This is a genomic window from Microvirga puerhi, assembly GCF_020089865.1.
GTDB lineage: Bacteria > Pseudomonadota > Alphaproteobacteria > Rhizobiales > Beijerinckiaceae > Microvirga > Microvirga puerhi.
The window spans coordinates 21,000-45,619 of record NZ_JAIRBM010000028.1 but is presented as its reverse complement, the minus strand read 5'-3'; the positions used below and the strand labels follow the sequence as shown (position 1 = coordinate 45,619).

At 62.1% G+C, this 24,620-nt stretch carries 24 protein-coding genes and 1 tRNA gene; 16 read left to right on the top strand and 9 right to left on the bottom strand.

What is annotated here, in order from left to right:
* Positions 1-307: 307 nt before the first annotated feature.
* The gene (locus K9B37_RS23175; protein ID WP_224315966.1) at positions 308-1,015 is read right to left on the bottom strand and encodes a L,D-transpeptidase; all 708 of its coding nucleotides are present in this window, start codon (positions 1,013-1,015) and stop codon (positions 308-310) included.
* A gap of 723 nt (positions 1,016-1,738) precedes the next feature.
* On the opposite strand from K9B37_RS23175, the gene K9B37_RS23165 reads away from it, so the two are divergent.
* The 10 genes from K9B37_RS23165 (at position 1,739) to K9B37_RS23120 (ending at position 12,196) form a co-directional block, all read left to right on the top strand.
* A complete protein-coding gene (locus K9B37_RS23165; protein ID WP_224315965.1) occupies positions 1,739-2,707 on the top strand; it encodes a Gfo/Idh/MocA family protein in 969 nt (322 codons plus the stop codon).
* Between the two features lie 20 nt (positions 2,708-2,727).
* On the top strand, positions 2,728-3,651 hold the full coding sequence (locus tag K9B37_RS23160; protein WP_224315963.1) for an ABC transporter permease: 924 nt from the start codon (positions 2,728-2,730) through the stop codon (positions 3,649-3,651).
* Entirely contained in the window at positions 3,648-4,529 is an 882-nt protein-coding gene (locus K9B37_RS23155; protein ID WP_224315961.1) for an ABC transporter permease, read from the top strand. The genes K9B37_RS23160 and K9B37_RS23155 overlap by 4 nt, the downstream gene beginning before the upstream one ends.
* Positions 4,530-4,573: 44 nt before the next feature.
* On the top strand, positions 4,574-6,091 hold the full coding sequence (locus K9B37_RS23150) for an ABC transporter substrate-binding protein (protein WP_224315959.1): 1,518 nt from the start codon (positions 4,574-4,576) through the stop codon (positions 6,089-6,091).
* A gap of 83 nt (positions 6,092-6,174) precedes the next feature.
* A complete protein-coding gene (locus tag K9B37_RS23145; protein ID WP_439651783.1) occupies positions 6,175-7,176 on the top strand; it encodes an ABC transporter ATP-binding protein in 1,002 nt (333 codons plus the stop codon).
* Positions 7,160-8,179, top strand: coding sequence for an ABC transporter ATP-binding protein (locus tag K9B37_RS23140; RefSeq protein ID WP_224315955.1), 1,020 nt, complete (start codon positions 7,160-7,162; stop codon positions 8,177-8,179). Before K9B37_RS23145 ends, K9B37_RS23140 begins: the two co-directional genes overlap by 17 nt.
* Entirely contained in the window at positions 8,176-9,162 is a 987-nt protein-coding gene (locus K9B37_RS23135) for an N-acetylglucosamine kinase (protein ID WP_224315953.1), read from the top strand. Before K9B37_RS23140 ends, K9B37_RS23135 begins: the two co-directional genes overlap by 4 nt.
* Positions 9,162-9,890 carry an N-acetylmannosamine-6-phosphate 2-epimerase gene (locus K9B37_RS23130; protein WP_224315951.1) on the top strand — a complete coding sequence of 243 codons (729 nt, stop codon included), beginning with the start codon at positions 9,162-9,164 and terminating at the stop codon, positions 9,888-9,890. Before K9B37_RS23135 ends, K9B37_RS23130 begins: the two co-directional genes overlap by 1 nt.
* Positions 9,887-10,597 carry a GntR family transcriptional regulator gene (locus K9B37_RS23125; protein ID WP_224315943.1) on the top strand — a complete coding sequence of 237 codons (711 nt, stop codon included), beginning with the start codon at positions 9,887-9,889 and terminating at the stop codon, positions 10,595-10,597. The genes K9B37_RS23130 and K9B37_RS23125 overlap by 4 nt, the downstream gene beginning before the upstream one ends.
* A gap of 3 nt (positions 10,598-10,600) precedes the next feature.
* Positions 10,601-12,196, top strand: coding sequence for an FAD-dependent oxidoreductase (locus K9B37_RS23120; RefSeq protein WP_369414413.1), 1,596 nt, complete (start codon positions 10,601-10,603; stop codon positions 12,194-12,196).
* 15 nt (positions 12,197-12,211) lie between these two features.
* Here K9B37_RS23120 and K9B37_RS23115 read toward each other — a convergent pair whose 3' ends face one another.
* From K9B37_RS23115 to K9B37_RS23105, 3 genes are all read right to left on the bottom strand, one after another.
* Positions 12,212-13,495, bottom strand: coding sequence for a transporter substrate-binding domain-containing protein (locus K9B37_RS23115; protein WP_224315942.1), 1,284 nt, complete (start codon positions 13,493-13,495; stop codon positions 12,212-12,214).
* Between the two features lie 327 nt (positions 13,496-13,822).
* Entirely contained in the window at positions 13,823-14,200 is a 378-nt protein-coding gene (locus K9B37_RS23110; RefSeq protein ID WP_224315941.1) for a VOC family protein, read from the bottom strand.
* Between the two features lie 301 nt (positions 14,201-14,501).
* Positions 14,502-14,987: an Lrp/AsnC family transcriptional regulator gene (locus K9B37_RS23105; RefSeq protein ID WP_224315939.1), complete on the bottom strand. Its 486-nt coding sequence runs from the start codon at positions 14,985-14,987 to the stop codon at positions 14,502-14,504.
* Positions 14,988-15,094: 107 nt separating this feature from the next.
* On the opposite strand from K9B37_RS23105, the gene K9B37_RS23100 reads away from it, so the two are divergent.
* The 3 genes from K9B37_RS23100 to K9B37_RS23090 are packed head-to-tail and all read left to right on the top strand — an operon-like array spanning position 15,095 to position 18,706.
* Positions 15,095-16,303 (top strand): diaminopropionate ammonia-lyase, encoded by a 1,209-nt coding sequence (locus K9B37_RS23100; protein ID WP_224315937.1) that lies wholly within the window; start codon positions 15,095-15,097, stop codon positions 16,301-16,303.
* Entirely contained in the window at positions 16,300-17,535 is a 1,236-nt protein-coding gene (locus K9B37_RS23095) for a Zn-dependent hydrolase (protein ID WP_224315935.1), read from the top strand. Before K9B37_RS23100 ends, K9B37_RS23095 begins: the two co-directional genes overlap by 4 nt.
* A 10-nt stretch (positions 17,536-17,545) precedes the next feature.
* Positions 17,546-18,706, top strand: a complete 1,161-nt coding sequence (locus tag K9B37_RS23090; protein WP_224315933.1) for a M20 aminoacylase family protein — start codon at positions 17,546-17,548, stop codon at positions 18,704-18,706.
* 182 nt (positions 18,707-18,888) lie between these two features.
* Here the strand turns inward: K9B37_RS23090 and K9B37_RS23085 are convergent, their stop codons facing one another.
* The 4 genes from K9B37_RS23085 to K9B37_RS23070 all read right to left on the bottom strand — a co-directional run bounded on the left by K9B37_RS23085 (position 18,889) and on the right by K9B37_RS23070 (position 22,958).
* Entirely contained in the window at positions 18,889-19,671 is a 783-nt protein-coding gene (locus K9B37_RS23085) for an amino acid ABC transporter ATP-binding protein (protein WP_305072173.1), read from the bottom strand.
* Positions 19,656-20,324, bottom strand: coding sequence for an amino acid ABC transporter permease (locus K9B37_RS23080; protein ID WP_224315931.1), 669 nt, complete (start codon positions 20,322-20,324; stop codon positions 19,656-19,658). The genes K9B37_RS23085 and K9B37_RS23080 overlap by 16 nt, the downstream gene beginning before the upstream one ends.
* Positions 20,325-20,401: 77 nt before the next feature.
* The gene (locus K9B37_RS23075; RefSeq protein WP_224315929.1) at positions 20,402-21,211 is read right to left on the bottom strand and encodes an amino acid ABC transporter substrate-binding protein; all 810 of its coding nucleotides are present in this window, start codon (positions 21,209-21,211) and stop codon (positions 20,402-20,404) included.
* Between the two features lie 46 nt (positions 21,212-21,257).
* Positions 21,258-22,958, bottom strand: a complete 1,701-nt coding sequence (locus K9B37_RS23070; protein WP_224315926.1) for a thiamine pyrophosphate-binding protein — start codon at positions 22,956-22,958, stop codon at positions 21,258-21,260.
* Between the two features lie 109 nt (positions 22,959-23,067).
* Between K9B37_RS23070 and K9B37_RS23065 the strand changes: the two genes are divergently transcribed.
* The gene (locus tag K9B37_RS23065; protein ID WP_224315924.1) at positions 23,068-23,823 is read left to right on the top strand and encodes an IclR family transcriptional regulator; all 756 of its coding nucleotides are present in this window, start codon (positions 23,068-23,070) and stop codon (positions 23,821-23,823) included.
* Between the two features lie 46 nt (positions 23,824-23,869).
* The gene (locus K9B37_RS23060; protein ID WP_224315923.1) at positions 23,870-24,067 is read left to right on the top strand and encodes a hypothetical protein; all 198 of its coding nucleotides are present in this window, start codon (positions 23,870-23,872) and stop codon (positions 24,065-24,067) included.
* Positions 24,068-24,082: 15 nt separating this feature from the next.
* Here K9B37_RS23060 and K9B37_RS23055 read toward each other — a convergent pair.
* Positions 24,083-24,158: transfer RNA gene (locus K9B37_RS23055), tRNA-Lys, on the bottom strand.
* 227 nt (positions 24,159-24,385) lie between these two features.
* On the opposite strand from K9B37_RS23055, the gene K9B37_RS23050 reads away from it, so the two are divergent.
* Positions 24,386-24,589 carry a DUF3311 domain-containing protein gene (locus K9B37_RS23050; RefSeq protein ID WP_224315920.1) on the top strand — a complete coding sequence of 68 codons (204 nt, stop codon included), beginning with the start codon at positions 24,386-24,388 and terminating at the stop codon, positions 24,587-24,589.
* The last annotated feature ends 31 nt before the right edge of the window (positions 24,590-24,620 follow it).

Genomic DNA, 24,620 nt, shown 5'->3' with positions numbered 1-24,620 from the left:
ATAAAGCCTGGGTTTGTGAAATCCAATCCAACCGGAATGTGGCACGGATATCGCGGATGGAATCCTATCCAGCATTCGGTAGCAAAGACCACCGAGCGCCTAGGCGGCACCGAGAGCAGGAACGCCCATCTCCAGCATCCACTTCAACAATCTGGATACCGGCGTCGCGAACGTGGAGTCTTGCGTGACGATAAAGGTCGCGTCGTCGACCTGTATCGTCACGCGCACAATCACTCAAACTCCAAGAACAGGCCTATTGCTTGCACTGCCCGCGCCGGCAGCGCCAAGACCGGGGCTGACGCCGTTGCTATGCCGGCAGGACAATCACCTTCGTCTTGACTGGCGTCCGTGAGTACAGGTGGATCATGTCCTGACTGAGGAGGCCGACGCAGCCGCTTGTGATGCCTGTGCCAATCGATTCGGCGTCACTACTGGCGTAGATCGTGTAGAGCGTGTACGCGCCGTTCTGATAGAGATAAAGCGTGCGCGCGCCGAGCGGATTGTCGAGGCCACCCGGCATGCCGCCGGCGTATTTGGCCGCCTCGGGCTGGCGCCGGATCATTGCCGCGGGCGGGGTCCAGGTCGCCCATTCGGCCTTGCGCCCGACATAAGCGTCACCACTCCACCGAAACCCGTCGCGGCCGACATTGGCACCATAGCGGGTGGCAGATCCGCCCTCCTCGATGCGATAAACGTAGTAATTGGAGGGGTCGACGATAATCGTGCCGGGCGCCTCTTTGGTGTCGTAGCGAACGGTCCGGCGATAGTATTTCGGATCGACCTTGCTGACATCGACCGCCGGGATCGGGAATTTCTCCTCGGGCACCGGCCCGTAGACCCTCGCCGCCTCGGAGAGGCTCATGCCGTCAGATGCGCAACCGGCCAGCCCCAGCGTGCCGACACCGACGGCCGAGCCGATCAGAAACGACCGGCGGCTGAGAAGCCCTGCCCGACGCCCGAGCAAAGCTGCCTCGTCTATCTCTCCAGCATCGGCATTCCCACCATTCATGATCATGATTTGGCAGCTCCCATGTCCTATGGCCCGACGAGAAAATACTCCGGCACGCACCTGCTGAACGTCTTGCTCAGCTTAGATTGCCGTCAAACGGCTCGACTGGCAAGCTCGGGCCTTCGCCGCACGAGGCTTGCCATGCACCAAAGTCGGCAACGTCCACGCAGTCTCGCGGTCTCACTTCGCGTGGCGCTCGACGTGGCCCGATCTGATAGTTGGCCTCGGCATCGCGGCGATGAATGCGGACACGATCTGCGACGTCTAGGAACCAGCGCACGAAGAGCGCCGCGCTGAAGCATGAGTGTCCGCTTAGGGTCGAATTTGCCCTTCGATCTCGGTTCAGGAATTGACGTTCGGTCAGGCGGCAACACACGAAATTCCGCGCCTTGCCGATTAAGTCCAGACCTGATGCTCGCGCCGTCAGCCTTTCGCAAGCTGATACAGGCACGCCTCACGTGTGAGATGCCTGTTCCTATCCGGCCATCGGTCGCGTCACCATAACCTCGAAACGCACATTCGATCGATCCCGCGCCACCCTTCCGTAAGGTTAGATAAATGTACCCGAGACGATGGAGACGATCGGCATAGCCACTAGGACGAGCTCGTGTCAGGCCGTGAGCGGCTGCCTCTGAGCGCGCCCGAATAATGGGTTGACAGCGGACCCTCCTCGGAGCTTAGGTATATACCTGACAAAATTAGGTACATACCTATTGGGGTGGCTACGCGATGGATCGGTTGCGGATCGGTGTTGTGGGCGTCGGCGTACAGGGGCATCTGCATGCAAGGGTTTTGAAGACCTTGCCAGAGGCAGACTTCGTTGGGATAGCAGAGGCTGACGAGGCTCGACGCAGCAAGGCAGAGGCTGAGTTCGGCGTCCCGGCATATGCGTCGCTCGATCAGCTCCTTGACCAGGTCGACGCCGTTTCGATCTGCCTGCCAGATCATCTTCACGAGGAGCCGACGATTAGGGCGCTCGCTGCGGGGAAGCGGGTTCTTCTCGAGAAGCCGATGTCACTCTCCACCGAGAGCTGTGATCGGATCCTGGCCAACTGCCCTGATCCGGACGCCTTGATGATCGGGCAAATCTTGCGGTTCGATCCGCGTGTCATCCGCGCCCGTGAACTCGTCCGGAGCGGGGATATCGGAGAGATCTGGCACGCGAAGGTGTGGCGGTCGACCTCCCAGGCGGTTGGCGTCGGGATTTGGGACCGAACCTCAGTGGCTTGGTTCCTGGGCATCCATGACGCCGACCTGCTCCGTTTCGTCACTGGCCAGGAGGCCGAGGTCGTGGCCGCGCTCGGACGCAACGTCCTCTCCCCGGGCACGGAGGATATCGTCCATGCGTTGCTGAGACTCGACGGGGGAGCCATCGCCACGATGGAAAACAGTTGGACCCTTCCGCACAGCCGTCCCTCCCGCGCCGATGCCGGCCTTCGCATCATTGGTTCGAAGGCAGCCATTGAGGTGACCTTGAGCCATACGGACCTCCTCATGGTGCCTAGAGAGGGCAATGCCGTGAATATGGACACCTACTTCTGGCCGAGCCGAGAGGGGAACGGGGCCTCGAATCTCCGGACCGAGTTGGATGCCTTCGTCCGCGCCGCGCTTTACAAGGAGCCGTCGCCGGTACCGGGAAGCGAGGGTCGGGCAGCCGTGGCACTCGTCGAGGCCGTCGAAGCAGCAATGCGTTCGTAGGACTTACCCGAGGGCGCGCGATGACCAGGTATCTGGGCTATCGAATTCTGTCGTCTCTCGTCGTCATCCTCGGGGCGGCGACGATCATCTTCGTCGCCATTCGCGCCGTGCCGGGGGATCCCGCTCTCGTGGTGTTGGGTCCGTCCGCAACCCCTGAGCAGGTTGCCGCTCTTCGTACGGAATACGGGCTCGATGGTTCGTTGCTCGGCCAGTACATGCACTTCCTGGCACGCATGGCAACGTTCGACTTCGGGTCCTCCTTCAGGCTTGGGATGCCAGCAACCCAGGCGATCTCGCAAGCGTTCACAGCGACTCTGTCTCTGGCATTGGCCGCGCTCTGCATCGCGCTCATGATCGGCTTCCCATTGGGCATTCTTTGTGCCCTTCGCCCCAATGGTTGGAGCGACCGGATCATTTCCTCCCTATCCATGACCGGACAGGCACTACCGAGCTTCTGGGTCGGAATCATGCTCGTCATGATCTTCTCCCGCATGCTGCGCATTCTCCCCAGCGGCGGAGCGGAAACGCCTGAAGCGATCCTTATGCCGGCTGTCACGCTAGCCTTACCCCTGTTGAGCATTATCGTGCGCCTCGTGCGATCCGGTCTGCTCGAAGTCCTGGGAGAAGGCTACGTTCAGACCGCCCGCGCAAAGGGACTGCGCGAGCCACGGGTGGTCGGACGGCATGCATTGCGAAACATGCTCATCCCGGTGGTCACCGTCGTCGGCCTGGAACTGGGGGGGCTCCTAGGCGGAGCGGTCATCGTGGAAACGGTCTTCGCGTGGCCGGGGCTCGGCCGTCTCCTCATCGATTCCATCGCGGCGCGCGACTATTCGGTTGTCCAGGCCTGCGTCGTCGTGCTTGTGCTGGGTTTTGTCTCCATCAACCTGATCGTCGATCTGTTGTACGGCTATCTCGATCCTCGCGTACGGGTAGGGTCATGAGCGTAGCTCCCGCAGCGCCCTCCCCCCATGCCAAGTCGCCCCGTCGAGGGAAGCTCGATCTTAGGCTTCTCGTGCCGGCCCTGTTCTGCACGCTTTATGTCCTCGCGGCCGTCTTTGGCCCGTTCCTCACGCACTACGATCCTGTCGCGACCAACACCAGTCAGCGGCTGCGTCCTCCATTGACGGAACTGCGTGATGGCTCACTTGCGCTGTTCGGAACCGATCAGGTCGGGCGTGATCTCTTCGGACAAGTCATCGCGGGGGCCCAAATTTCCCTGACCGTCGGCATCCTGACCTTGCTCCTCGCAGGAACTGTCGGGACAGCCCTTGGCGTGCTGGCAGGATATCGCGGAGGATGGCTCGATACGGTCGTGATGCGGCTTGCCGATATCCAGCTTGCCTTCCCGTCCATCCTCCTTGCCGTTCTTATCGCAGCGGTTCTCGGACCAAGCCTGGTCAACGTCATTCTCGTGCTGGCGCTGACCCGCTGGGTCGTGTTTGCGCGGGTCGCCAGAGCGCAGACGCTGGCTGTAAGGGTACGCGACTTCGTCAATGCGTCGCGGACACTTGGCGCGAGCCATCTCCATATTGTCCGGCACTGCATCCTTCCCGCTGTCGTCGCGCCGATTCTCGTCGTCGCAACCGTTCAGTTCGGCCTCGTCATCGTGGCGGAGGCATCACTGAGCTTCCTCGGACTTGGGATGCCACCCGGGACGCCGAGCTGGGGCATCTCAATCGCGAACGGACGCAATTACCTCGTGACCGCATGGTGGATATCCACGATGCCCGGCCTCGTCCTGTCTGCTCTCGTAATTGCGGTCGGCATCCTGGGAGACCGACTGCGCGATCGTTTCGATCCGAATTTGACGACCCGGTGATCTGCGTTCTGTGCGCGGCGCCGCAACAAGGGAGGGATATAGCCATGACGACAATGCGCCTTCGCCCGCAAGGCATCGGACTAATTTTAGGACTCGCGATCACAGTAGGCACGTCGTTCGGACCCGTCTTGCAGGCCCGCGCGCAGGGTGCGGCGGAGACGTTGCGGGTGGCCAATCCGGTCGCGATCGTGTCGCTGGACCCGTTCGGCGCAAAGGCGGCGGATCAGCCAACACTCACGGTGGCCCAGGAAGTCCTGGAGCCGCTGGTGATGCGGCAGGACGGATCCATCGTTCCCTGGCTGGCGGAGAGCTGGGAGAATCCTGACAAACTCACATGGACCTTCCACCTGAAGTCGGGGGTGCGCTTTGCCGATGGCTCGCCCCTGACGAGCGCCGACGCCAAAGCGTCACTCGACCGACTGATCGCCGAGAAGGGTCCATTGGCTGGGCTTTGGGCGGCCGTCGACACGATCGAGGCGCCTGATGAAAAAACGTTGAAGATCAGGACGACGCAGCCTGTGGGGACCATGCTGAGCAATCTCACCATGTTGGGGATCGCGCCGGCGGCGAAGATCCGGGATACGGCGTTCTTCAATGCCCCCTATGGGACGGGCCCATTCAAGGTGGCCGCATTCACGGCCGGACAACAGGTGCGCCTTGTCCGGAACGACAGTTATTGGGGCGAGAAGCCGAAGCTGGCGCAGATCGAGTATCGCTACATCCCTGAGGTCTCCGGGCGCATCACGGCCCTCGAGAACAACGAGATCGACTTCACGTGGGGACTTCCTCCGGATCAGGTCGATCAGGTTAGGGGGAGCCAGGGCCTGAAGGTTGAGTCCTTCCCGACCTATTCGAACTATTACTTCTGGTTCAACAGCTCCAGAAAGCCGTTTACCGATGCCCGTGTCCGGCAGGCCATGTGGCATGCGGTCGATTTCGCGCAAATCCAGAAGGATCTCTTTCCAGGCACCGCAACCGTCGCAAAGGGGCCGATCCCGCAGGCCGTATTCGGCTCGTCGGTTCAGAAGCCGTACGCCTATGACGTGGCGAAGGCGAAGCAACTCCTTGCGGACGCGGGCTACGCGAACGGATTCGAGACCACGATGATGTGGAGCAGCCAGTGCTGCACCGCGGTTCGTGAGTTCGCGGAAACTCTGGTCAGCTACTGGGCCAAGATCGGCGTCAAGGTCGTGCCGCAGGAACTGGAGCGCGCCACATGGCTCGACCGCCTCCTGAAGCTCGATTGGGACAGCACCCTCACCGACGGCAATACCCTCACCGGCGATGCCGATTTCACCTTGGCCCGGCTCTATCTCTCGACGGCCAAGCGCATGGGTTATGCCAATCCGAAGCTGGATGAGTTGCTTCTGGCCGCGCGGGCCGAGCTCGATCAGGGAAAGAGGGCCGAACTGTATGCGGAGGCCGGTCGCATCATCTGGGATGAGGCGGTGGGCATCTTCCCGCTCGACATGATGGTGCACGCGGCTTACCGCACCAACGTGACGGGCTTCAAACCGACGCCGAACGCGATGCCCCGATTCGACAGCGTGAGCAAGAAGTGACCCACGACTAGTCTGCTGTCCCGCGACTGGGTCGAGCGGGGGCGCCCTTCCCGCCCCCGCAACCCCGGAAACCGAAATCGATGATAACGCGCCCTGCTGACACATTGCTTTCCGTGGATTCCCTCGCCGTGCGTTTCGGCGGGAACGAGGATGCTTTTCTCGCGGTCGAGGATGTGTCGTTCGACCTTCGCGCCGGGGAGACATTGTCTCTTCTCGGAGAGTCAGGTTCCGGAAAGTCAGTCACAGCGCAGGCCATCATGGCGCTCCTGCCCCGCAATGCCGCGATCACGAGCGGGCGGATCGTGTTTGCAGGAGAAGACTTGGTGAGCCTTCCCCGGTCAAGAACCAGAGATCTCTGCGGCACCAGGATGGGAATGGTGTTTCAGGATCCGCTGACGGCACTCAATCCCGTCTTCACGGTCGGGGACCAGATCGCGGAGCTGTTCCGCGTGCGCCAGGGATTGGATCGGCGGGCTGCATGGCTGGCCGCTGCCGAGGTAGTCGATGCTGTCGGCATTCCGGATGCGCGACGCCGCCTCGACGCCTACCCGCACCAGTTCTCGGGAGGCATGAGGCAACGCCTTGTCATCGCCATGGCGATTGCTCTGAAACCCCGGCTTCTCATCGCCGACGAGCCGACCACGGCCCTCGACGTAACCGTCCAGGCGCAGATCATGGAGCTGATCCGCGATCTCCAACGGGAGACGGGCATGTCCCTTCTCCTCATCACGCATGACCTGGGTGTCGTCGCGGATGTGACGGATCGCGTGGCTGTCATGTATGCCGGACGGATCGTCGAAACTGGGCCAGTAAGGGATGTCTACGACAATCCCGCGCATCCCTATACCCGCGGCCTCATGTCCTCGATCCCCTCCCTGGAGGAATCGCCCGGACTCCTCGCAGCCATTCCGGGCATGCCGCCCAACCCAAAGGAACGCCCTTCCGGCTGCCCCTTCCATCCCCGCTGCGCATTCGCGAGGCCCGTCTGCTCCGTCGAGCGGCCGGCCCTCCGGGCGATGGGCGACCGCCGCAAGGCAGCTTGTCATTTCGCCGAGGAGGTGGTTCGCCTTGACCCGGTCTCCTGAACCACTTCTGTCGATCGAGGATCTTCGCGTCTCTTTCGCGATCCGGTCGGGCTTCCTGCGCCGTACGAAGGCGGAAGTGCGCGGAGTCGATGGCGTCAGCTTCAGCGTGATGCAGGGCAAGACGTTGGGGATCGTCGGTGAGTCAGGATGCGGCAAGTCGACGACGGCACGGGCGATCATAGGGCTCGAAACGCCAAATTCCGGGGCTATCTCCTTCGCTGGAGAGCGGATCGAGCTCGCGACGCCGAAAAGACGCCGGCAGCTCGCACGCCACATCCAGATGATCTACCAAGACCCTTTCGCGTCGCTCAATCCGCGCAAAACGGTCGAGCAGATCATTGGGGAAGGTTGGCTGGTTCATCCGGACCTGGTGCCTGAATCCGAGCGCAAGGCCGAGACAGCGCTGCTGATGCGAAGGGTCGGCCTCGACCCGGCACTTTCGAACCGTTTCCCGCACCAGTTTTCAGGTGGGCAGAGGCAACGCATCGGCATTGCCCGTGCCCTTGCGCTACGCCCACGCCTGCTGGTGTGCGACGAACCGGTCAGCGCGCTGGACGTGTCCGTCCAGGCACAGACCCTCAATCTGCTGGCCGAGCTCCAGCATGAGCTTGGCCTGACTTACGTGTTCATCGCTCATGACCTGTCCGTCGTCAGGCATGTCAGTGACACGATCGCAGTGATGTACCTCGGCCGGATCGTGGAAACCGGACCCATCGGTCCGATCTACGCGAGACCAGCCCATCCCTACACCCTGGCCCTGATGTCGGCCGCCCCGGTGTCGCGGCCTTGGGCAGTGTCGCGACCGTCACGGATCGTCTTGAAGGGTGAGTTGCCTTCGCCGCTCGCGCCACCGCCCGGATGTCGCTTCCACACGCGCTGTTGGATGGCGCGTGCGCGGTGCCGTATCGAAGAACCGAAATTGAGAGAGGTGGCCGGTCGGAAAACGGCCTGCCACTTCGCGGAGGAGGTCGTCGCCGAGGCGGCACCTATTGGGACGCCATGACGACGAATGACGACATGCATGTTGGAATCGATGTCGGCCAAGGGGGAACCCGGCTCATGGTCCGTTGTGGATCGCGGGTGGAGCGCTTTGAGGCTGCGGGGTTCTGGTCCGCCGGCCTGCCTGGCGTGGTGACGGCCGTCGCAAATGGCATCAAGGCTGCGTCAATTCCAGCGGACGCCCATGTCCATATCGGAATTGGCATGACGGGATTGAACGGGAATCCGGTGCCGATACAGGAGCTTTCCACGGCGCTTAGCGGAACCTGCTGTCCCGTGTCCGTGACTGCCGCGGACGACAGCGTCACTGCCTACCTCGGTGCACTTGGGCCTCGCGCCGGTGCTGTCGTGGCGGCTGGGACCGGTACCGTGGCGCTTGCAACGGATATGGAGAGCCGTTGGGGTCGTGCTGACGGATGGGGCGGAGAACTCGGTGACCACGGATCCGGCTACTGGATCGGACGCGAGGGTATCCGACGGGCTTTGAGAGGACGGGATGCGGGCATTCGTGGACGTCTCCTCGATGCCGTGGAAAGGCGGTTTGGTCCGGCGGACCGACTGCCCGAACTGTGGCGGAGTGGTGCGGTGACACCGGATCGCGTCGCAGCCCTGGCTTACGACATAGCGGAGATTGCCAGGCAGGGCGATGAGGTCGCGAGAGCCATCTGGGCAGAGGCAGGTATCCACCTTGCCCAAACCGTTTCTTTTGCATTGCGCAAGTCGGGAATGGATCGACAGGACGTTCCCGTCGCTGCGACAGGAGGCCTGTTCGCTGCACTCGACCTGATCGGATCGACTTTCGAGGAAACGTTGCGCCAAATGAACCCACAAGCCTTCATGGTTTCGGCAATCGCTGACCCACTGATGGGAGCTCTCGAGCTGATCATGTTGCCCAACACCGCCGCTTTCGGAAGCCTGGTTGAACGGGATGTGGCGACGGGCAGTGTGGAACCCGATCGGGCATCGGCAATGAGAGGTACGGTTTGATGGGACTTCTCGGACCCAGCGCCCGGGACGATAGCCTCGCTGCGCTGCGCGGACACTTGGTGGTTTCCTGTCAGGCCCCAGTGGGCAGCCCGATGCGCGGCACATCCCACATGGTCGCGATGGCAGAGGCGGCGATCATGGGAGGCGCGGCAGGGATCCGCGCGCAGGGCTGTGACGACGTCCAGGCTATCGTAAGGCTCGGGCGCCCGGTCATCGGACTCATCAAACGGGACGAGCCTGGGAGCCCTGTGTACATCACGCCCCGTGTCGACGATGTGGAGGCCCTTGCCTCGTCAGGCGCCCAGATCGTCGCCGCGGACGCGACAGGACGCGCCAGGGCCTCCGGAGAGACCACACGGCAGCTCGTCGCCGCGACGCATCGGGCCGGAGCGCTGTTCATGGCTGACGTCGACCATATCGATGCCGCGTTGGCAGCGGTTGAGGCGGGTGCTGACCTGGTCGGGACCACGCTGTCGGGATACACCGGCGGCCCCGTTCCGCAGGAGCCCGATCTCGGCCTTGTGGAAGAGCTGTGTCGGCGTCTGAAGGTGCCGGTTATCGCCGAAGGCCGCTACCGAACCCCCGAACATGTTCGGGCCGCCTTCCAGGTTGGAGCATGGAGCGTGGTTGTCGGCGGAGCCATCACCGACCCTTTAGCGCTGACCCGTCGTCTGGTTGAAGCTCGAATCCAGCCATTTTCGGCTGAGTCAGTCGGAGAGGAAGCATGAGCCGATTGCGGGACGTCCGGGAGGCACTTTCCCAAAGAGTGTATGCGATGGCACCGCACGAGATGTTGCCGCGCGAGCGCGACCTTGCCGAGGAATTGGGCGTGAGCCGAACCAGCCTCCGGCAATGGCTGCGCGAGCTGACGGAAGCGGGCTTGATCTATAGCGTGAGGGGAAAGGGCACCTTCGTCTCGGACAGGCGCATCTCCAAGGGAACCGGATTGACCAGCTTCACGGAGGATATGGTCGAACGGGGGATGCACCCGGCGACCACGGTGCTCAACGTCCGCCAAGCCCTCGCAGAAGGCAGCATAGCCGAGGAATTCAGCCTCGCCCCGGGAAGCCTGCTGCATTGCATTGATCGGCTGCGTACTGCCGACGGGGCGCCGATGTGCATCGAGCAGGTTCATCTTCCCGCCGAGTACTTTCCCGGTCTGCTGCGCGAGGATCTCTCAGGATCCCTCTACGACATCATGCGGCGGCAATATGGGGTCGAAGTGGTCTTTGCGCGTCAGCACGTGAGGGCGGTGGCGCCAACCGCGGCGCAGGCACGGCTTCTTCAGGTTTCACGCAACGCGCCTCTCCTGGAGGTTTGCCGGATCGGATTCGACCCCCGTCACCGCGCAATCGAGCGTGCCGTCACGACTTACCGTGGTGACCGGTACGATTTCTTCATGACAATCCGGCGCGACGCCACCCCTCGCGAGTAAGCAATGATGCAAAATATCCGCACAGACATCCTTATCCTCGGTGGCGGGGTTGGAGGGGTGGCGTCCGCACTGGCCGCATGTTCCATGGGGTGCCGCGCCATCATGATCGAGCCGTACGACTGGATCGGCGGTCAGTTGACATCCCAGGCCGTCCCGCCGGACGAGCACCCTTGGATCGAGAGTCATGGTTCCACGGCCCTTTACCGAAGCTTCCGCGAAGCCGTCAGAGCGCACTATCGTCGGTTCTTCCCTCTCAAGCCCGGGGGGACAGCAGACCCGAATCTCAATCCGGGAGGCGGCTGGGTCTCGCCCTTGTGTCACGACCCCCGCGTTTCCCACGCGATACTCGAGTCGATGCTTCTCCCGCACGTCGTAGCGGGCCGGCTCACGATACATCGCCGGGCGGAGCTCGTTTCGGCGCAAACACATGGGGACCGGATCGCGGCGGCAAGCGTAAGGCTCTCGGATGGCGTCGAGATCGTCATCGAGGCTTCCTACTTCCTGGAGGCGACGGAATGTGGGGATCTGCTGCCGCTCGCACAGGTCGAGCATAGAACCGGGATCGAATCCACGTCGGATACAGGCGAGCCAAGCGCCCCCTCGACGGCTCGCCCACTCGCTATGCAGGGCGTCACGGTGGTCTTCGCCATGGACCATGTCGACGCTAATCACGTGATCGACCGTCCAGCGGACTACGATTATTGGCGTAAAGTCACTCCCCCGGGCTGGCCTGGGCCGCTCCTGAGCTGGACCTATCCCAATCCGCGGACATTGAAGCCTGTAACACCGCGATTTCGGCCCAATTTTGCCGAAAGGGAATCTCACGAGGAGGCTCTGCGTCAGCCGGATCTCTGGAGCTACCGGCGCATCCTCGATCGAAGCCAGTTCGAAAGCGGATATTTCCCGAGCGACGTTACGCTCGTGAACTGGCCGATGAATGACTACCTCGAGGGACCGCTGTTCGGCGTACCAGATGCAGAGGTCCATCGGGCCCGTGCACGCGCCCTGAGCCTGTCCTTGTTCTATTGGTTGCAGACGGAGGCGCCGCGTCCCGACGGGGGTATCGGATATTCGGGATTGAGGCTGCGCCCCGATGTGCTCGGCACGGACGACGGGCTTGCACAGGCGCCCTACATCCGAGAGGCAAGGCGTCTCCGCGCCGTAACGACGGTGGTCGAACAAGATTTAGCCGTGTCCGTGCGAGGCGATGCGGGAGCGATCAGTTATCGCGATAGCGTGGGAACCGGAGCCTATCGCATCGATCTCCATCCAACGACGGACGGAGATCCCTATCTCGATGTGGCTTCGCATCCGTTCGAGATACCGCTCGGTGCGCTCATTCCTGAGCGGGTCGAGAACTTGATAGCGGCGGGCAAGACGATCGGAACGACCCACATCACCAACGGATGCTATCGTGTCCATCCCGCCGAGTGGTCCATAGGTGAGGCAGCAGGGCGTCTGGCGGCCTTCTGCGTGCGACGCAGCTTCGCTCCACGAGCGGTTCAGGAGAGTGACGGCATTCTCGAGGAATTTCAGGCGGTGTTACAGCAAGCGGGTGCAGACTTGCGCTGGCGAGGCGATGAGAGGCTTCCAGTTTAAGGTCCATGCTTGGCGTCATCCCAACGCCATGTATCGCCAGTCGTCCGGATTACGGGAGTTTGAATGGAACGCTTCCGGAAGTCTCCCATGGATCAGGCTCTGAAATTCCCCCGCCCTATTGGAACGTCTGGATTCCCTATTTGACGCGGAGGTTCTGTTTACTTCAGCATTGTGCCCCGTTCGGACATTCGTCCCGCAAAGGGGCTCATCGCTCGCCAAGGTAGCTGAATAGCGTCTGGCGCCACCACTCTCCCTCGACCGTGTCGAGCATCGCCACGTCGATCGGCTGCCGAGCGGCAGAGCGATGCCATACATCTGCTGATCGAACGTCAGGTCGAGCATGGTGATGGATGAGGCGAACTGCTCTCGCACGATCCAGGCCAGCAGAGGCTTGTCGTAGACGAAGGCGTCCAGCGTCCCGTTCCGGATCGCGGCCAGCCCGCCCTGGGGCGAGGGAAACCGCCTGTAAGGGATTCTGCGTGCCGTGAGGTACTGTTCGGTCGCCGATCCCTGGACCGCTCCGACCCGAACGGATGTGAGGTCGTTCACGGTGGTGACCAGCCCTTGCAGCTTGCCCGCCGTCAGGGTCGAGGTAACGCTTGCGGTGAACACCGCGATGGCGACGATCGAGGCGACCATCCACAGAATCGCCAGGGCTCGCCCGAGGCCTGTCTTGGGGGTGAGATGTCCCGTGCTAGCCTGGGTCATCGCTTCTGCCGACCACCAGATGCTCGTGCCTAATCCCTTGATCACTCCCCCGCCGAAATCCTCGTTGTGGCGACGCTCGATGAACCAGATCAGCAGACCGACCACGAGCGTCAGGCCGATCAGGGCTAGGATCGCCTGAAGGAAGCCGACCGAGGTCAGTGTCCGGACAATGAGCATCCAGGCAGTCGGTGAGGCCGAGGGAACGGCAATGCCCAGCCCGCTGAGATAGAAGGGCTGGCTGAAATCGAGGATCCGGTCCCGCTCGGCCGTGATGGTCAGAGCGGCGACGGCAGCATCGTAACGTCCCGCCGCCGTGCCCTCGAGAAGCCCTTCGACGGAGGTGTCTTCGACAAACCTGTAAGATAGCTTGGCCTGCTCGGCGATCTTCCGCCAGAGTTCGATGCTGATGCCTTTCCAGGTGCCATCCGGTGCCTTGATAGCAAAGGGGGCGGCCTCCTTCGTTGCTACCACCAGCTCCCGCGCCGGGGTCTCCTGGGCGTACACCTGATCGCAGCCCGTCAGGAGCAGCCCAGGTCCGATTAAGCTTGTGAGGCAGAAAAGCCGGATGCACCATCCCCGGACGTGTGTCATGCGCAAGGCTCCGTTGGCTACGCAAATCACTCGGGTAAGGAAGCGACGTCAGCAAAGCTGTCGATCGAAGGCGGCTCGTCGTGAGCCCAAGTCCAACGCAGGACTTTCACTTATGCGAATAGGATATGCCTTCCTGTTTCGACGGAAAAGCGACGCCGGGTAAACCGCGGCCGAAGCTGAGAGAAACGTCCGTTCATGGTCAACCTGAGCCTTTACCTCTGGCCGTGTGTGGGTCCGCTCTCTCCGCAACTACCGACACTCGGCTTTCGTCTGCCTCGCGCCAATTCCTGACCTTGCGAGTGGAAGCGCCATTGAGTGCCATGTTTATTAAAGGCTTACGGCCTCGGGTTTGTGGCAAACCACTTCAATGTTGTGCCCGTCCGGACCAGTGACGAAAGCTGCATAGTAGTTCGCGTGGTAGTGCGGGCGCAGACCAGGCTCACCGTTGTCTTTACCACCCGCCTCTAGAGCTGCGCGATAGAAAGCTTCGACTTGCTGGCGGTTCTCGGCCGCGAACGCCAAGTGAAGATGCGCCGGTTTCTCTTCGGTTTGGTACAGGCACAATGAAGCCTTACCCTTTGGGCTAAGCTCGACACCCAACGGCCCCTCCCAGACAACAGCTACGCCGAGCGGTTCGAGTGCCTTGAGAAAGAACGCTTTGCTCGCCGCATAGTCGCTGACTCCGAATTTGACGTGGTCAAACATGAGTTCTCCTGACGGGTGGGCCTGCGCGAGGCCAAATATCCGCTATCCTGATGTACATCAACGGACTTGGTGGCACAGAATTGGGCCGTGTGACTCAGAGGTAGGCTCCTAAAGGCGATTTCGCAGAACGGACCTATGGGATAGAGCAGCCGAATAGTCCGGAATGGATCACAGACCATCCTTGAACGCGACGGTGTAGAGGTCTGCTTGCTCCGCCAGTCCAGACGTTCGGCTGACTTCCCCCTTGTGTCATAACCCGTCCTTCCCTGCTCCCCAAGTTCGGCAGGAGCCGCGAAGTTCACTATTCCGGCAGAGGAACCGCCAGTCCGACCTTGACACGGTCCATGGCAACGAACGTGCGAAACCTCTTCACGTTGTTGTTGCCGAAGAACAGGCGACGTGTGAGGGCCTCGTAGTCACCCATCGTCGGCACCACTACCACCAAGACGAAATCGGCCTCGCCGGTGACATAGTAGCATTGCTGCACCTCTGGAACCGAGGCGAACTCCCGCTTGGCGGCATCGATCAACTCTGCTGTCTCGCTGATCACCTCAAGTTCGACGAAGAGAGTGATGGACTGGCCGATCCGGGCTGGATCGACGACCGCGACGTTGGCACTGATGATTCCGGCCTCCTCCATCCGCCGAACGCGCCGCTGGACGGCTGGCGCGGACAGGCTCACTGCCTCTCCGATCACGCGGTACGGCGTTGAATTGTCTTTTTGAAGTACGCCCAGGATTGCCAGATCGAAGCTGTCAATTGCAGACGACGGTAATGACTTACCCATCGAAATAGAATCCTCGCGAGAAAATATTGCATTTGGAGTGCCAAAATAGAGCGCCTTTATCGCTCAACTTGCAATAACTTCTCGACACTCCATCTGCGAGGACGGCAATGTTCCTGCCCAACCATCACCGTGACCATTGCGAGCCCCTTGATCCGGTTGATGCCGAAACCTTGGGCGCAGCGGCAGCCGAGGAGGTCGAGCGATATCTTCGCTTTCGCGCCAATCATGCCCCGACGCCTCTGCACGCACTGCCGACCCTAGCCGCCGAACTCGGCGTGGAAGCGATCCACATTAAGGATGAGGGCTTCCGCTTGGGCCTCGGCAGCTTCAAGGCCCTCGGCGGTGCCTACGCCGTCATCCAGCTCGCGCTGGAAGAAGCCGGCCGCAGGCTTGGCCGGAGCGTCGATTATGCCGAACTGCACTCATCGGTGGTCCGGACCGTCGCAACCGGCATGACGGTCGCTTGCGCCACCGACGGCAATCACGGCCGTTCGGTGGCTCAGGGAGCGCAGCTCGTCGGCGCCCGGGCGGCCATCTTTGTGCATTCCGGCGTGAGCGATGAGCGCGTGGCCGCCATCGCCCGCTTTGGTGCCGAGATAATCCGTGTCGACGGCACCTATGACGACTCGGTCGCCGAGGCGGCACGCGTCGCGGTCGAGAAGGGCTGGATTGTCGTCTCCGACACTTCCTGGCCAGGCTACGAGCGCATTCCCGGACTGGTCATGCAGGGCTATACCGCCATGGTGCGCGAAGCTCTGCGACAGCTTCCCGAGGTGCCTACCCACGTCTTTGTGCAGGCGGGCGTCGGCGGCGTCGCGGCTGCCGTGGCAGGACATCTCGCTCTCGTGCTCGGAAGCCGGCGGCCGACCTTCGTCGTGGTCGATCCCGCGCGCGCCGCCTGCCTCTTCGAGTCCGCGCGGGCAGGGCATCCGGTCAGGATCGAGCATGGCGAGCCGACCGTCATGGCGATGCTCGAATGCTACGAGCCATCGCTGATCGCCTGGCGGGTGCTGTCCCGCGTCGCTGATGCCTTCATGACCGTCGGGGAGGACGATGCAGTCGCGGCGATGAACCGCCTCGCCCGGCCCACCGACAGCGACCCCGCCATCGTGGCAGGCGAGAGCGGCGGCGCAGGTCTTGCCGGCCTCATGCGCGCCAACGCGGATCCTGACATCCGAGAGGCCCTTCAGCTCAACGAAGCGTCCCGCGTCTTCATCATCAATACGGAAGGTGCAACTGATCCGGAGCGCTACACCGCGCTGGTCGGAATGGCGCCCGATGTGGTTGCAACCCGTAGGCAAGGAGCGGACGTATGACCGCACGGTCGATCAACGCGGAACGCCTGCTCGGCCGCCTCCATGCTCTTGGACAAATCGGCCGGGACGGGGATGGCAGGTTGGTCCGGCTCGCCGGCTCCGACGCCGACAAAGCGGGACGCGATGTTGTCGTTGCATGGATCCGAGCCGCAGGTCTGGATGTTGCAATCGATCGGATCGGCAACATCTTCGGGATCTGGAGAACTGCCGATATCGCCGACGAGGCGCCCGTCCTGCTCGGCTCGCACATCGACACCGTCATCAATGCCGGCATCTATGACGGCTGCTACGGCGTGCTCTCGGGTCTCGAGGTGATCGAGACTCTGAAGGCGTCGGGCTACGCCCCTGCCCGCGCCATTGCAGTTGCCGCCTTCACTAACGAGGAGGGTGTCCGGTATGCACCGGACATGATGGGCTCGCTCGTCCATGTGGGAGGACTCCCTGTTGAGGAGGCGCTGACGACAGTCGGCACCGATGGCACCGTGCTTGGGATCGAACTCGAGCGGATTGGCTATGCCGGAGCCAAGAAGCCGGGCTTCCTCAAGCCGCACGCCTATATCGAACTGCACATCGAGCAAGGACCAGTTCTGGAGCGCGAGGGCATACCCATTGGCGCGGTCGAGAACCTTCAGGGTATCTCCTGGCAGCGCATCACCGTCGACGGCGATGCCAATCACGCCGGCACGACGCCGATGTCGATGCGTCGGGATGCCGGCCATGCCGCAGCCCGCGTGATTACCTTCCTGCGGGACCGGGCCCAGGCCTCGAACGCGCCCACCGTTGCGACGGTCGGCTGCATGAGCTTCGAGCCGAACGCGATCAATGTCATCCCGTCGCGTGCCACCTTCACGGTGGACCTGCGCGACCCTGACGAAGGGCGCCTCCGGGCGGAGGAAGTAGCCCTTGCCGCGTACCTGAAGGACCTCGCGGCCGCCGAGGAGGTCACGATCTCGGTTGAGCGGCTGGCCCGCTTCGAGCCGGTGACCTTCGACAGCAGCATCGTGGAGCTGGTGGAAGAGGCTGCCCGCAGGCGTGGACTGACCTCGAAGCGCATGACCTCGGGCGCGGGTCACGACGCCCAGATGATTGCCCGCATCGCGCCGTCGGCCATGATCTTCGTGCCGAGCTTCGGCGGCATCAGCCACAATCCACGTGAGCATACGACGGATATCGACCTCGTCGCAGGCGCCAACATTCTGCTCGATGTCGTCAGCCACCTCGCAGCCCAATAAGGAGACAGCCATGGCCATGGATCCGGATGCCCTCGTACGCGAGATGACCGCTTGGCGGCGCGATCTCCATGCTCATCCGGAGTTCGGCTTCGAGGAGAAGCGCACGAGTGCCTTCGTCGCTGCCAAACTACGGGAGTTTGGCCTCGACGAGGTCGCCGAGGGCGTAGGTGGGACTGGCGTCGTCGGCACGCTCAAACGCGGCAGCGGCAACCGAGCAATCGCGCTCCGAGCCGACATGGACGCCCTGCGCATTACCGAACAGAGCACGCAGGACCACCGCTCGCAGAACCCCGGCACAATGCACGCCTGCGGCCATGACGGCCACACCACCATGCTGCTCGGGGCCGCAAAGCTCCTCGCCGAGGAAGGCGGTTTCGACGGCACCGTGCGCTTCATCTTCCAGCCCGCCGAGGAATGGGGCAAAGGTGCGCTCTCCATGTTGGCTGATGGGCTCATGGAGCGCTTCCCGTTCGAGGAGGTCTATGGCCTGCACAACATGCCGGGTCTTCCGGTCGGGCACTTTCAGACACGCGTCGGACCGATCATGTCGGCCGAGGACAACTTCGAGATCGTTCTGAAAGGCGTCGGCGGCCATGCCGCCCGCCCGCACTGGGGCAATGAGGTGCTGGTCGCCGCCTGTGCCACGGTGATAAACCTCCAGACCATCGTCTCGCGCCGCCTGAGCCCGACAGACATCGGCGTTGTATCCGTGACCGAGCTGATCACCGACGGTACGCGCAATGCGCTCCCGGGGCTGGCGCGCATTCTGGGTGATGCCCGAAGCTTCCGGCCCGAGGTCAGCGCGGAGATCGAGAAGCAGCTGCGCATCATCGCGGAGGGAACGGCGCTGACCTACAACGTCGCCGCCGAGGTGACCTACACGCGCGAGTTCGTGCCGCTCCTGAACGATGCCGCATTGGTGGACGAGGCCTTCGCCGCAGCACGGACCGTGTTCGAGCCGGAGCACGTCTCGACTGCCCGCGAGCCGATGACAGGTTCGGAGGATTTCGCCCGATTCCTGGAGCATGTGCCCGGCTGCTTCGTATTCGTCGGCAACGGCGAGGATTCCGCGCCCCTGCATAACCCGGCCTATGACTTCAACGATGACGGGCTGATCTATGGCGCACGTTTTCACGCCGCCATCATCCGACATCGATTGCCGTCCATCTGACCGTCACCGATCCGGCACGCCGGACCTCACGGGAAGTCACTTGTAGGGCTGCTCGGGGTCGAGCCACGACGATCCTACCGCCCAAAGGACGCCTACATTGCCAATCAGAGCGGACCAAGCCCATCCGTCCGCATCATGCCAAGAAACGCCCTTCCCGACTGGGACGCGTCAGGGAAGCTCTTTCATAAGTCATTGCTGATGGCGCGAAGGAAGCGGCGCGTGCGCTCCTCGACGGGATGCTCGAAGAAGACCCGTGCCGAGGCTTCCTCGACGATCCTGCCGGCGTCCAACAGCATCGCTCGGCTCGCAACGCTTTTCGCGAAGCCGATTTCGTGGGTGACGACGATCATCGTCATGTTATGCTCGTGATGAACTTGGCGGATCACCTGTAGCACCTCCTCGCGCATCTCCGGGTCTAGCGCCGAGGTCGGCTCGTCGAACAGCATCAGGGATGGCTTCATGGCAAGTGCACGGGCGATGGCCACGCGCTGGCGTTGACCGCCCGAAAGCTGGAACGGATAGACGTTCGCTTTCTCAGCCATGCCTACCTGCTCAAGAAGCTTCATCCCCTCCGCAGCCGCTTCGCGCTGCGGCAAACCCAGGATCTTCCGAGGCGCGATCGTGATATTCTCAAGCGCCGTCATGTGCGGGAAGAGGTTGAAATTCTGGAAGACGAATCCCGTCGACAGGCGAATCTTCTGCAACGTGTCCTGCGAGGCACCGTCAACGCGGTGTTCGCCGACAGAAATCGTCCCGCTGCTGATGGGTTCGAGGCCGTTAATGCATCGCAGGAGCGTGCTCTTCCCGCACCCACTCGGGCCGCAGAGCACGAGAACCTCGCCCTTCGCGACGTCGAGGGAGATGCCGTTAAGGACGCTTACCGCTCCGTAAGACTTCTGCACATCGCGGAAGCGGATGTAGGTGTCCGCGGGTTCGGTCGCCGCCAGCATCAGATTGGTTGCCATTTCTGAAGCCTCTCGAGCGAACGCATGAACAGGGCATAGCCCCAGATGAGGGCCACGTAGAGAGCCGCCGCTCCCGTATAGAATTCGAGGGGCCGAAAGAACTGAACCGTCAATTCCTGAGCCCTGAACATGACCTCTGGCACGGCGATCAGGACAGTCACGGTCACATTCTTGATCACCGTAATGTGCACGTTTGTCAGCGACGGCAAGGTGGTGAAGGCGGCCTGCGGGAGCGTGACGTAGCGCATGACCTGCCAGCGGGAGAAGCCCAGCGATTGCGCCGCCTGTGCCTGGGTCGTGGGAATCGCCTCAAGGCCACCGCGGAAAGCCTCGCAGGCGAGAGCGGCTCCGTTCAGCGACAGTGCGATAATGGAGCTCATCGTCGGGGACAGCGAGATCCCCGTCAGGATAGGCATCACGTAGTGAATCCATATGAGCAGAACGACCACGGGAAGTGTACGGAAAAGGTCCACGAAGACGAGCGAGAAGCCCCGCAGGATCCACTTCCTGGACATGCTCATCGCTGCCAGCACGACCCCGAGGATCGTGGTCAGGACGATGCTCGGCAGGCTCGTCCACCAGGCATGCCACAGACCGCCCGCGAGATAGGGGCCGTAGTCCGTCAGCACGCCGAACTGAAACTTGTAGTCCATGGATCCTGGGCCTTTCGCCTATTTCATCGGGTGCGCTGTCATCGTGCGGGACGGGAGCCCCGTCCCGCACGTGTCCATCAGCGAGGCCCAGTGGCAAGCTCGATGGGCAGGCCCCACTTCTCGGCAAGGCCGCGATACCATCCGCGCAGCTTCATGGAGCGGATGTACGTATCGAGGAAGACCATGAGATCGAGATCGCCATACCGGACGGCATGGTTCATCGTGGTCCACTCGGTCTCGTTGCTGCCGAACTTGACGTTTCGCAGCTCGGTCGGCCTTTCCTTGGCTCGCAGCTCGTTCGAGACGGAATCACCGATATAGGCGGTCGCACGGCCCTGCATGACCTCGAGAACGGCTGCTCCGGTATCCGCCAGCGGCGTTATCTTTGCCTTCTTGAACGTGCGCTGGCTGAATTGCTGGGCGGAAGTCCCCGAAACCACAGAGATGACGTTGCCTTCCTTGTCGAGGTCAGCCAGCGAGTTGATGGAACTGTCGGCCCGCACGACGGCAGTCGAGGAAAGGTACCCGAAAGGCTCACCGAAGGCGACGGCGGTGGCCCGCTCAGGCGTGGCTCCGAGACCGCTCATCACGACGTCCCACTTGCCGGCCTGAAGTCCTGCGACGAGACCGCTCCAGGTCGTATTGACCAATTCGACCTTGATTCCGGTCATGGCCTCGAAGTTACGAATGTCGTCGACGATATATCCCTCGTACTCGTTCGTCTTCGGATTGAGCAGAACGAACTTATTCCAGGGCGCCACTCCGACGACCAGCTTCTTCTCGGACATGATCCTGTCGAGCGTCGGGCCGGCAGACGCGACTGTCGACGATAAGGCCGCCAGGGCAAATGCCGCTGTCGCTATGGCTGTTGCTATGATCTTTCGCATGGTCGCTCCCTCTTGTTTGTCAGACATGCGTTCGGGTCGGGTTGTCTCAGTGGACTGCGTCGCGCTCGAGGATGTCCTCGAATCCAACGATCGGAGCGGTCGCGTTCGGGTCGATGACGACGTCGATCACGTAAGGACCGCCCGCGCAGAGACCTCGCTCGATCGCTGCTTCGATGGCTTGCGCGTCTGTGACGCGCTCCCCCCGGCATTTCAGGGCCCGTCCGACCTCGGAATAGTCGATGTCGAGGAAGTCGCACTCCAGATAGCTTCCCATCAGCTTTTGCTCCCAGTGTCGCTGGAAGCCCAGGGTGCCGTTGTTGAAGACGACGACAAGCACGTCCACCCCGTAGCGGGCTGCGGTCTCCAACTCGTTGAACACATAGCCGAAGGCGCCATCCCCGGTTAGGCAGACGACCTTACGCGCTGGATCCGCCAACTTGGCGCCAATGGCGGCAGGAAGGCTCCAGCCGATCCCACCAGTGCCGCGCGGCGAGAGGATGAAGCGTCCGGCGCGTGGTACGTCGATATGGCTCATGGCCCATCCGGTGATGTAGCTCGCATCGGTGACCACGAGTGTCGCATCGTCCGCCTGTCCAGAAATCTCTGCCAACAGACGCTCCGGTCGGATCGGGCACTGCGACGATCGGGCAATCGGCAAAAACTCCGCGGACCAAGCTTCCTTCAGGCCGTCGACACGCCGCCTTCCCTCCTGACTCGTCCTCGCAAGCCCGAGTTCAGCGCAATGCATCAGAAGGTCGCGTAGCGTGTCCCGCACATCGCCGACCATGGCAACGTGTGTGGGAAAGTTCCTGCCGACCTCCTCGGGATCGATATCGAGATGGATGAGTTTCGTCCCCGGCTTCGGAAGGGTCCAGTTGCTGTAGCAGATTTGCCCGGTGCGAGACCCCATTACGAAGGCGACGTCCGCCTCTGCGAAAAGCGTGTTGGAAATTTGCCCGCGGCCGTACCGCCCGCCTGTCGTGGACCCGAGTGGCCCTGCTGCGAGGGGATGACTATCCTCGATCGCGCCTCGGCCCGTCATCGTCGTCGCGACGGGAATATCGAACAGCTCGGCGAGCATCCGTATCTCGTCCTGGGCCCCTGAGATAATGGCCCCACCTCCGGCGATCAGCAGAGGCCGCTTGGCCTTGGCAAGCAAGCTGGCCGCCTCCTGGATCGACTGGCGGCTTGCCCTTACCCGATTGGCCGGGAAGTGTGCGTAGTTCTCGTCCGCCCAGGTCTCAGCTTCCGCCTCGGCGGCCATGACGTCGTTGGGACAGAGAAGCACCACCGGTCCGGGGCGGCCCGTTGTCGCGATCCGGAAGGCCTTCCGCACGGCATCGCCTGCCTGCTCCGCCGCATCGATGCGGATCACGTTCTTGACGTAGGGGGCCAGAGCGGTCGCGTGATCGAGCGCGCTGCTGGCGTGCTTGTCCTTGAGCGCCAGCGAGTGGTCCTGAACCAGCGCGATCACAGGCACCGACGAGCGCTGGGCCTCCAAGAGGCCGGTGATGAGATTCGTGGCGCCCGGTCCGAAGGTGGCGGCACAAACGCCTGGCCGCCCCGTCACTTGGGCGTAGCCGTGGGCCATGATTGCGGCGTGCTTCTCGTCCCGGACGGTCACGATCCGAGTGAAAGATCGGTCAACTGCATGGAAGAGATGGACGGGATCCTCCATCCCAAAGATGCATGAGACCCCATGACTCTTCAGGGTCTCGTAGACCAATGCTCCCCCGCTACCCCGCATTCCATCCTCCCTCGTTCATTTGAATGTTGCATAATATACAACATGTTGTTTATTATCGTAGGCACGCGTTTTACCTTCCGTCAAGCGACTAAAGAGAAGAACAGGATCCATGAAATCCATAGACAAGGCGATGAGCGCCCTCCGGCTCCTCGTCGACAGCGGTGGAGAGTTGCGGGTTGGGGAAACCAGCCGTCACCTCAAGATGACGAGAGGCAATGCCTCGCGGCTTCTGGCATCCCTCGCTCGAGGCGGACTGCTCGAACAGGATCCCGTCACGCAACGATATCGGGCAGGTATCCTGTCGGTGGAGATTGCTGCGAGCTTCCACCGGAACTTCGACTTGGTGGAAGAGGCCCGGAAGGAAATGGAGGAACTCGCTCGCCAGACGGAGCACACGGTATGGCTGGGCGTGCCCTCAGGTACGGAGGTCCTTGTTCTCAAGACAGTTCGAGGTCCCCAGCCTATCCAATTCGCGGTCGAACCGGGCCACAGGTTGCCGGCTCATGCCGCGGCCATGGGCAAGGCATTGCTCGCTCTCAAGTCCGACCAGGAGATCCGCGCACTCTTCTCCGCCGATCCGGAGTCGCTGACGACGCAGACCAAGACATCCATTGATGAGTTGCTGCGCGATATCGCCATGACGCGAATGCGGGGCTATGCGGTTTCGAATCAGGAACTGTTTGAGGGCGTGAAGGCGATCTCCGTGGGGTTCGAGGATCCGCAGAAGTCGATGGGCGTTGCCATCAGCGTTTCGTACCCGTTGTTTTCAATCGAAAAGACCGGAGATCAGCCGATTATCGACGCACTCCTCATGTTCGCCCGGAGCTTCGGTACCCGCATCGGCGACAAGCGGTGGGTGTTGTAGGGTACGAAAGCGCTTACCGAAGGAAGGATTCCGAGACGCGAACAAATTGAAATCGGATTCGCCGAGGTGGAAAGACCACGTTCGGGTCCCCTTCGCTCTCGTCCTGTTCATTCCGACTTTGCCGCTCGTCATACCTGTCGCGCCGGCGAAGGACGCGAGAGTGTTCACCCGTGGTCTCGCAGAACTGTTCAAGAACAAGAGCCGACAACAGGGCATGAAGCTAAGCTTCAACAATGCCCTGTAACCCTCTGGGAAATAATGGTGAGCGCGCTGGGACTCGAACCCAGGACCCTCTGATTAAAAGTCAGATGCTCTACCGGCTGAGCTACGCGCTCCCAGAGGTGAGCCCGAAATAGGGGCTCTCGGCGACGCGGTCAATCGAAAATGCCCATAGCGACCGGTTATTCCCCGCGGTCATGCCGAAGTTGGCGAAAAAAGCGGGCATTTGCTGCGAAAGAGCACCGATTTTTGGAACCAAGGCGAACCGTCCCGTTTCTTACCGAAGGCTCGCGTCCACCTTGCCGTCATACCAGGACGTCGAGTCTGGGAAAGGGTCTGTCGGATGCCCGCGCCCCGCGAACCGCAGCAACGCTCTCTCGCCTGGAACCTGTTGCTGATTATACCCTTCATCGCCCTGCTCTGGGTGCCGTTCTATAATTCGATCGAGCCACGGCTCTGGGGCGTCCCATTCTTCTACTGGTATCAATTTGCCTGGGTTTTCATCACCTCGGGCCTGATCGTTCTGGTGCGCCGCCTGACCGGCTAGAGCCTTTCGCCTTGCGGGTCGTTTGTCCCGA

What these genes read in the sequence shown, in the direction of transcription:
- K9B37_RS23175 (WP_224315966.1), bottom strand. Translation starts at nt 1,015, where the DNA reads ATGATCATGAATGGTGGGAATGCCGATGCTGGAGAGATAGACGAGGCA.
- K9B37_RS23165 (WP_224315965.1), top strand. Translation starts at nt 1,739, where the DNA reads ATGGATCGGTTGCGGATCGGTGTTGTGGGCGTCGGCGTACAGGGGCAT.
- K9B37_RS23160 (WP_224315963.1), top strand. Translation starts at nt 2,728, where the DNA reads ATGACCAGGTATCTGGGCTATCGAATTCTGTCGTCTCTCGTCGTCATC.
- K9B37_RS23155 (WP_224315961.1), top strand. Translation starts at nt 3,648, where the DNA reads ATGAGCGTAGCTCCCGCAGCGCCCTCCCCCCATGCCAAGTCGCCCCGT.
- K9B37_RS23150 (WP_224315959.1), top strand. Translation starts at nt 4,574, where the DNA reads ATGACGACAATGCGCCTTCGCCCGCAAGGCATCGGACTAATTTTAGGA.
- K9B37_RS23135 (WP_224315953.1), top strand. Translation starts at nt 8,176, where the DNA reads ATGACGACGAATGACGACATGCATGTTGGAATCGATGTCGGCCAAGGG.
- K9B37_RS23130 (WP_224315951.1), top strand. Translation starts at nt 9,162, where the DNA reads ATGGGACTTCTCGGACCCAGCGCCCGGGACGATAGCCTCGCTGCGCTG.
- K9B37_RS23125 (WP_224315943.1), top strand. Translation starts at nt 9,887, where the DNA reads ATGAGCCGATTGCGGGACGTCCGGGAGGCACTTTCCCAAAGAGTGTAT.
- K9B37_RS23120 (WP_369414413.1), top strand. Translation starts at nt 10,601, where the DNA reads ATGATGCAAAATATCCGCACAGACATCCTTATCCTCGGTGGCGGGGTT.
- K9B37_RS23115 (WP_224315942.1), bottom strand. Translation starts at nt 13,495, where the DNA reads ATGACACACGTCCGGGGATGGTGCATCCGGCTTTTCTGCCTCACAAGC.
- K9B37_RS23110 (WP_224315941.1), bottom strand. Translation starts at nt 14,200, where the DNA reads ATGTTTGACCACGTCAAATTCGGAGTCAGCGACTATGCGGCGAGCAAA.
- K9B37_RS23105 (WP_224315939.1), bottom strand. Translation starts at nt 14,987, where the DNA reads ATGGGTAAGTCATTACCGTCGTCTGCAATTGACAGCTTCGATCTGGCA.
- K9B37_RS23100 (WP_224315937.1), top strand. Translation starts at nt 15,095, where the DNA reads ATGTTCCTGCCCAACCATCACCGTGACCATTGCGAGCCCCTTGATCCG.
- K9B37_RS23095 (WP_224315935.1), top strand. Translation starts at nt 16,300, where the DNA reads ATGACCGCACGGTCGATCAACGCGGAACGCCTGCTCGGCCGCCTCCAT.
- K9B37_RS23090 (WP_224315933.1), top strand. Translation starts at nt 17,546, where the DNA reads ATGGCCATGGATCCGGATGCCCTCGTACGCGAGATGACCGCTTGGCGG.
- K9B37_RS23085 (WP_305072173.1), bottom strand. Translation starts at nt 19,671, where the DNA reads ATGGCAACCAATCTGATGCTGGCGGCGACCGAACCCGCGGACACCTAC.
- K9B37_RS23080 (WP_224315931.1), bottom strand. Translation starts at nt 20,324, where the DNA reads ATGGACTACAAGTTTCAGTTCGGCGTGCTGACGGACTACGGCCCCTAT.
- K9B37_RS23075 (WP_224315929.1), bottom strand. Translation starts at nt 21,211, where the DNA reads ATGCGAAAGATCATAGCAACAGCCATAGCGACAGCGGCATTTGCCCTG.
- K9B37_RS23070 (WP_224315926.1), bottom strand. Translation starts at nt 22,958, where the DNA reads ATGCGGGGTAGCGGGGGAGCATTGGTCTACGAGACCCTGAAGAGTCAT.
- K9B37_RS23065 (WP_224315924.1), top strand. Translation starts at nt 23,068, where the DNA reads ATGAAATCCATAGACAAGGCGATGAGCGCCCTCCGGCTCCTCGTCGAC.
- K9B37_RS23050 (WP_224315920.1), top strand. Translation starts at nt 24,386, where the DNA reads ATGCCCGCGCCCCGCGAACCGCAGCAACGCTCTCTCGCCTGGAACCTG.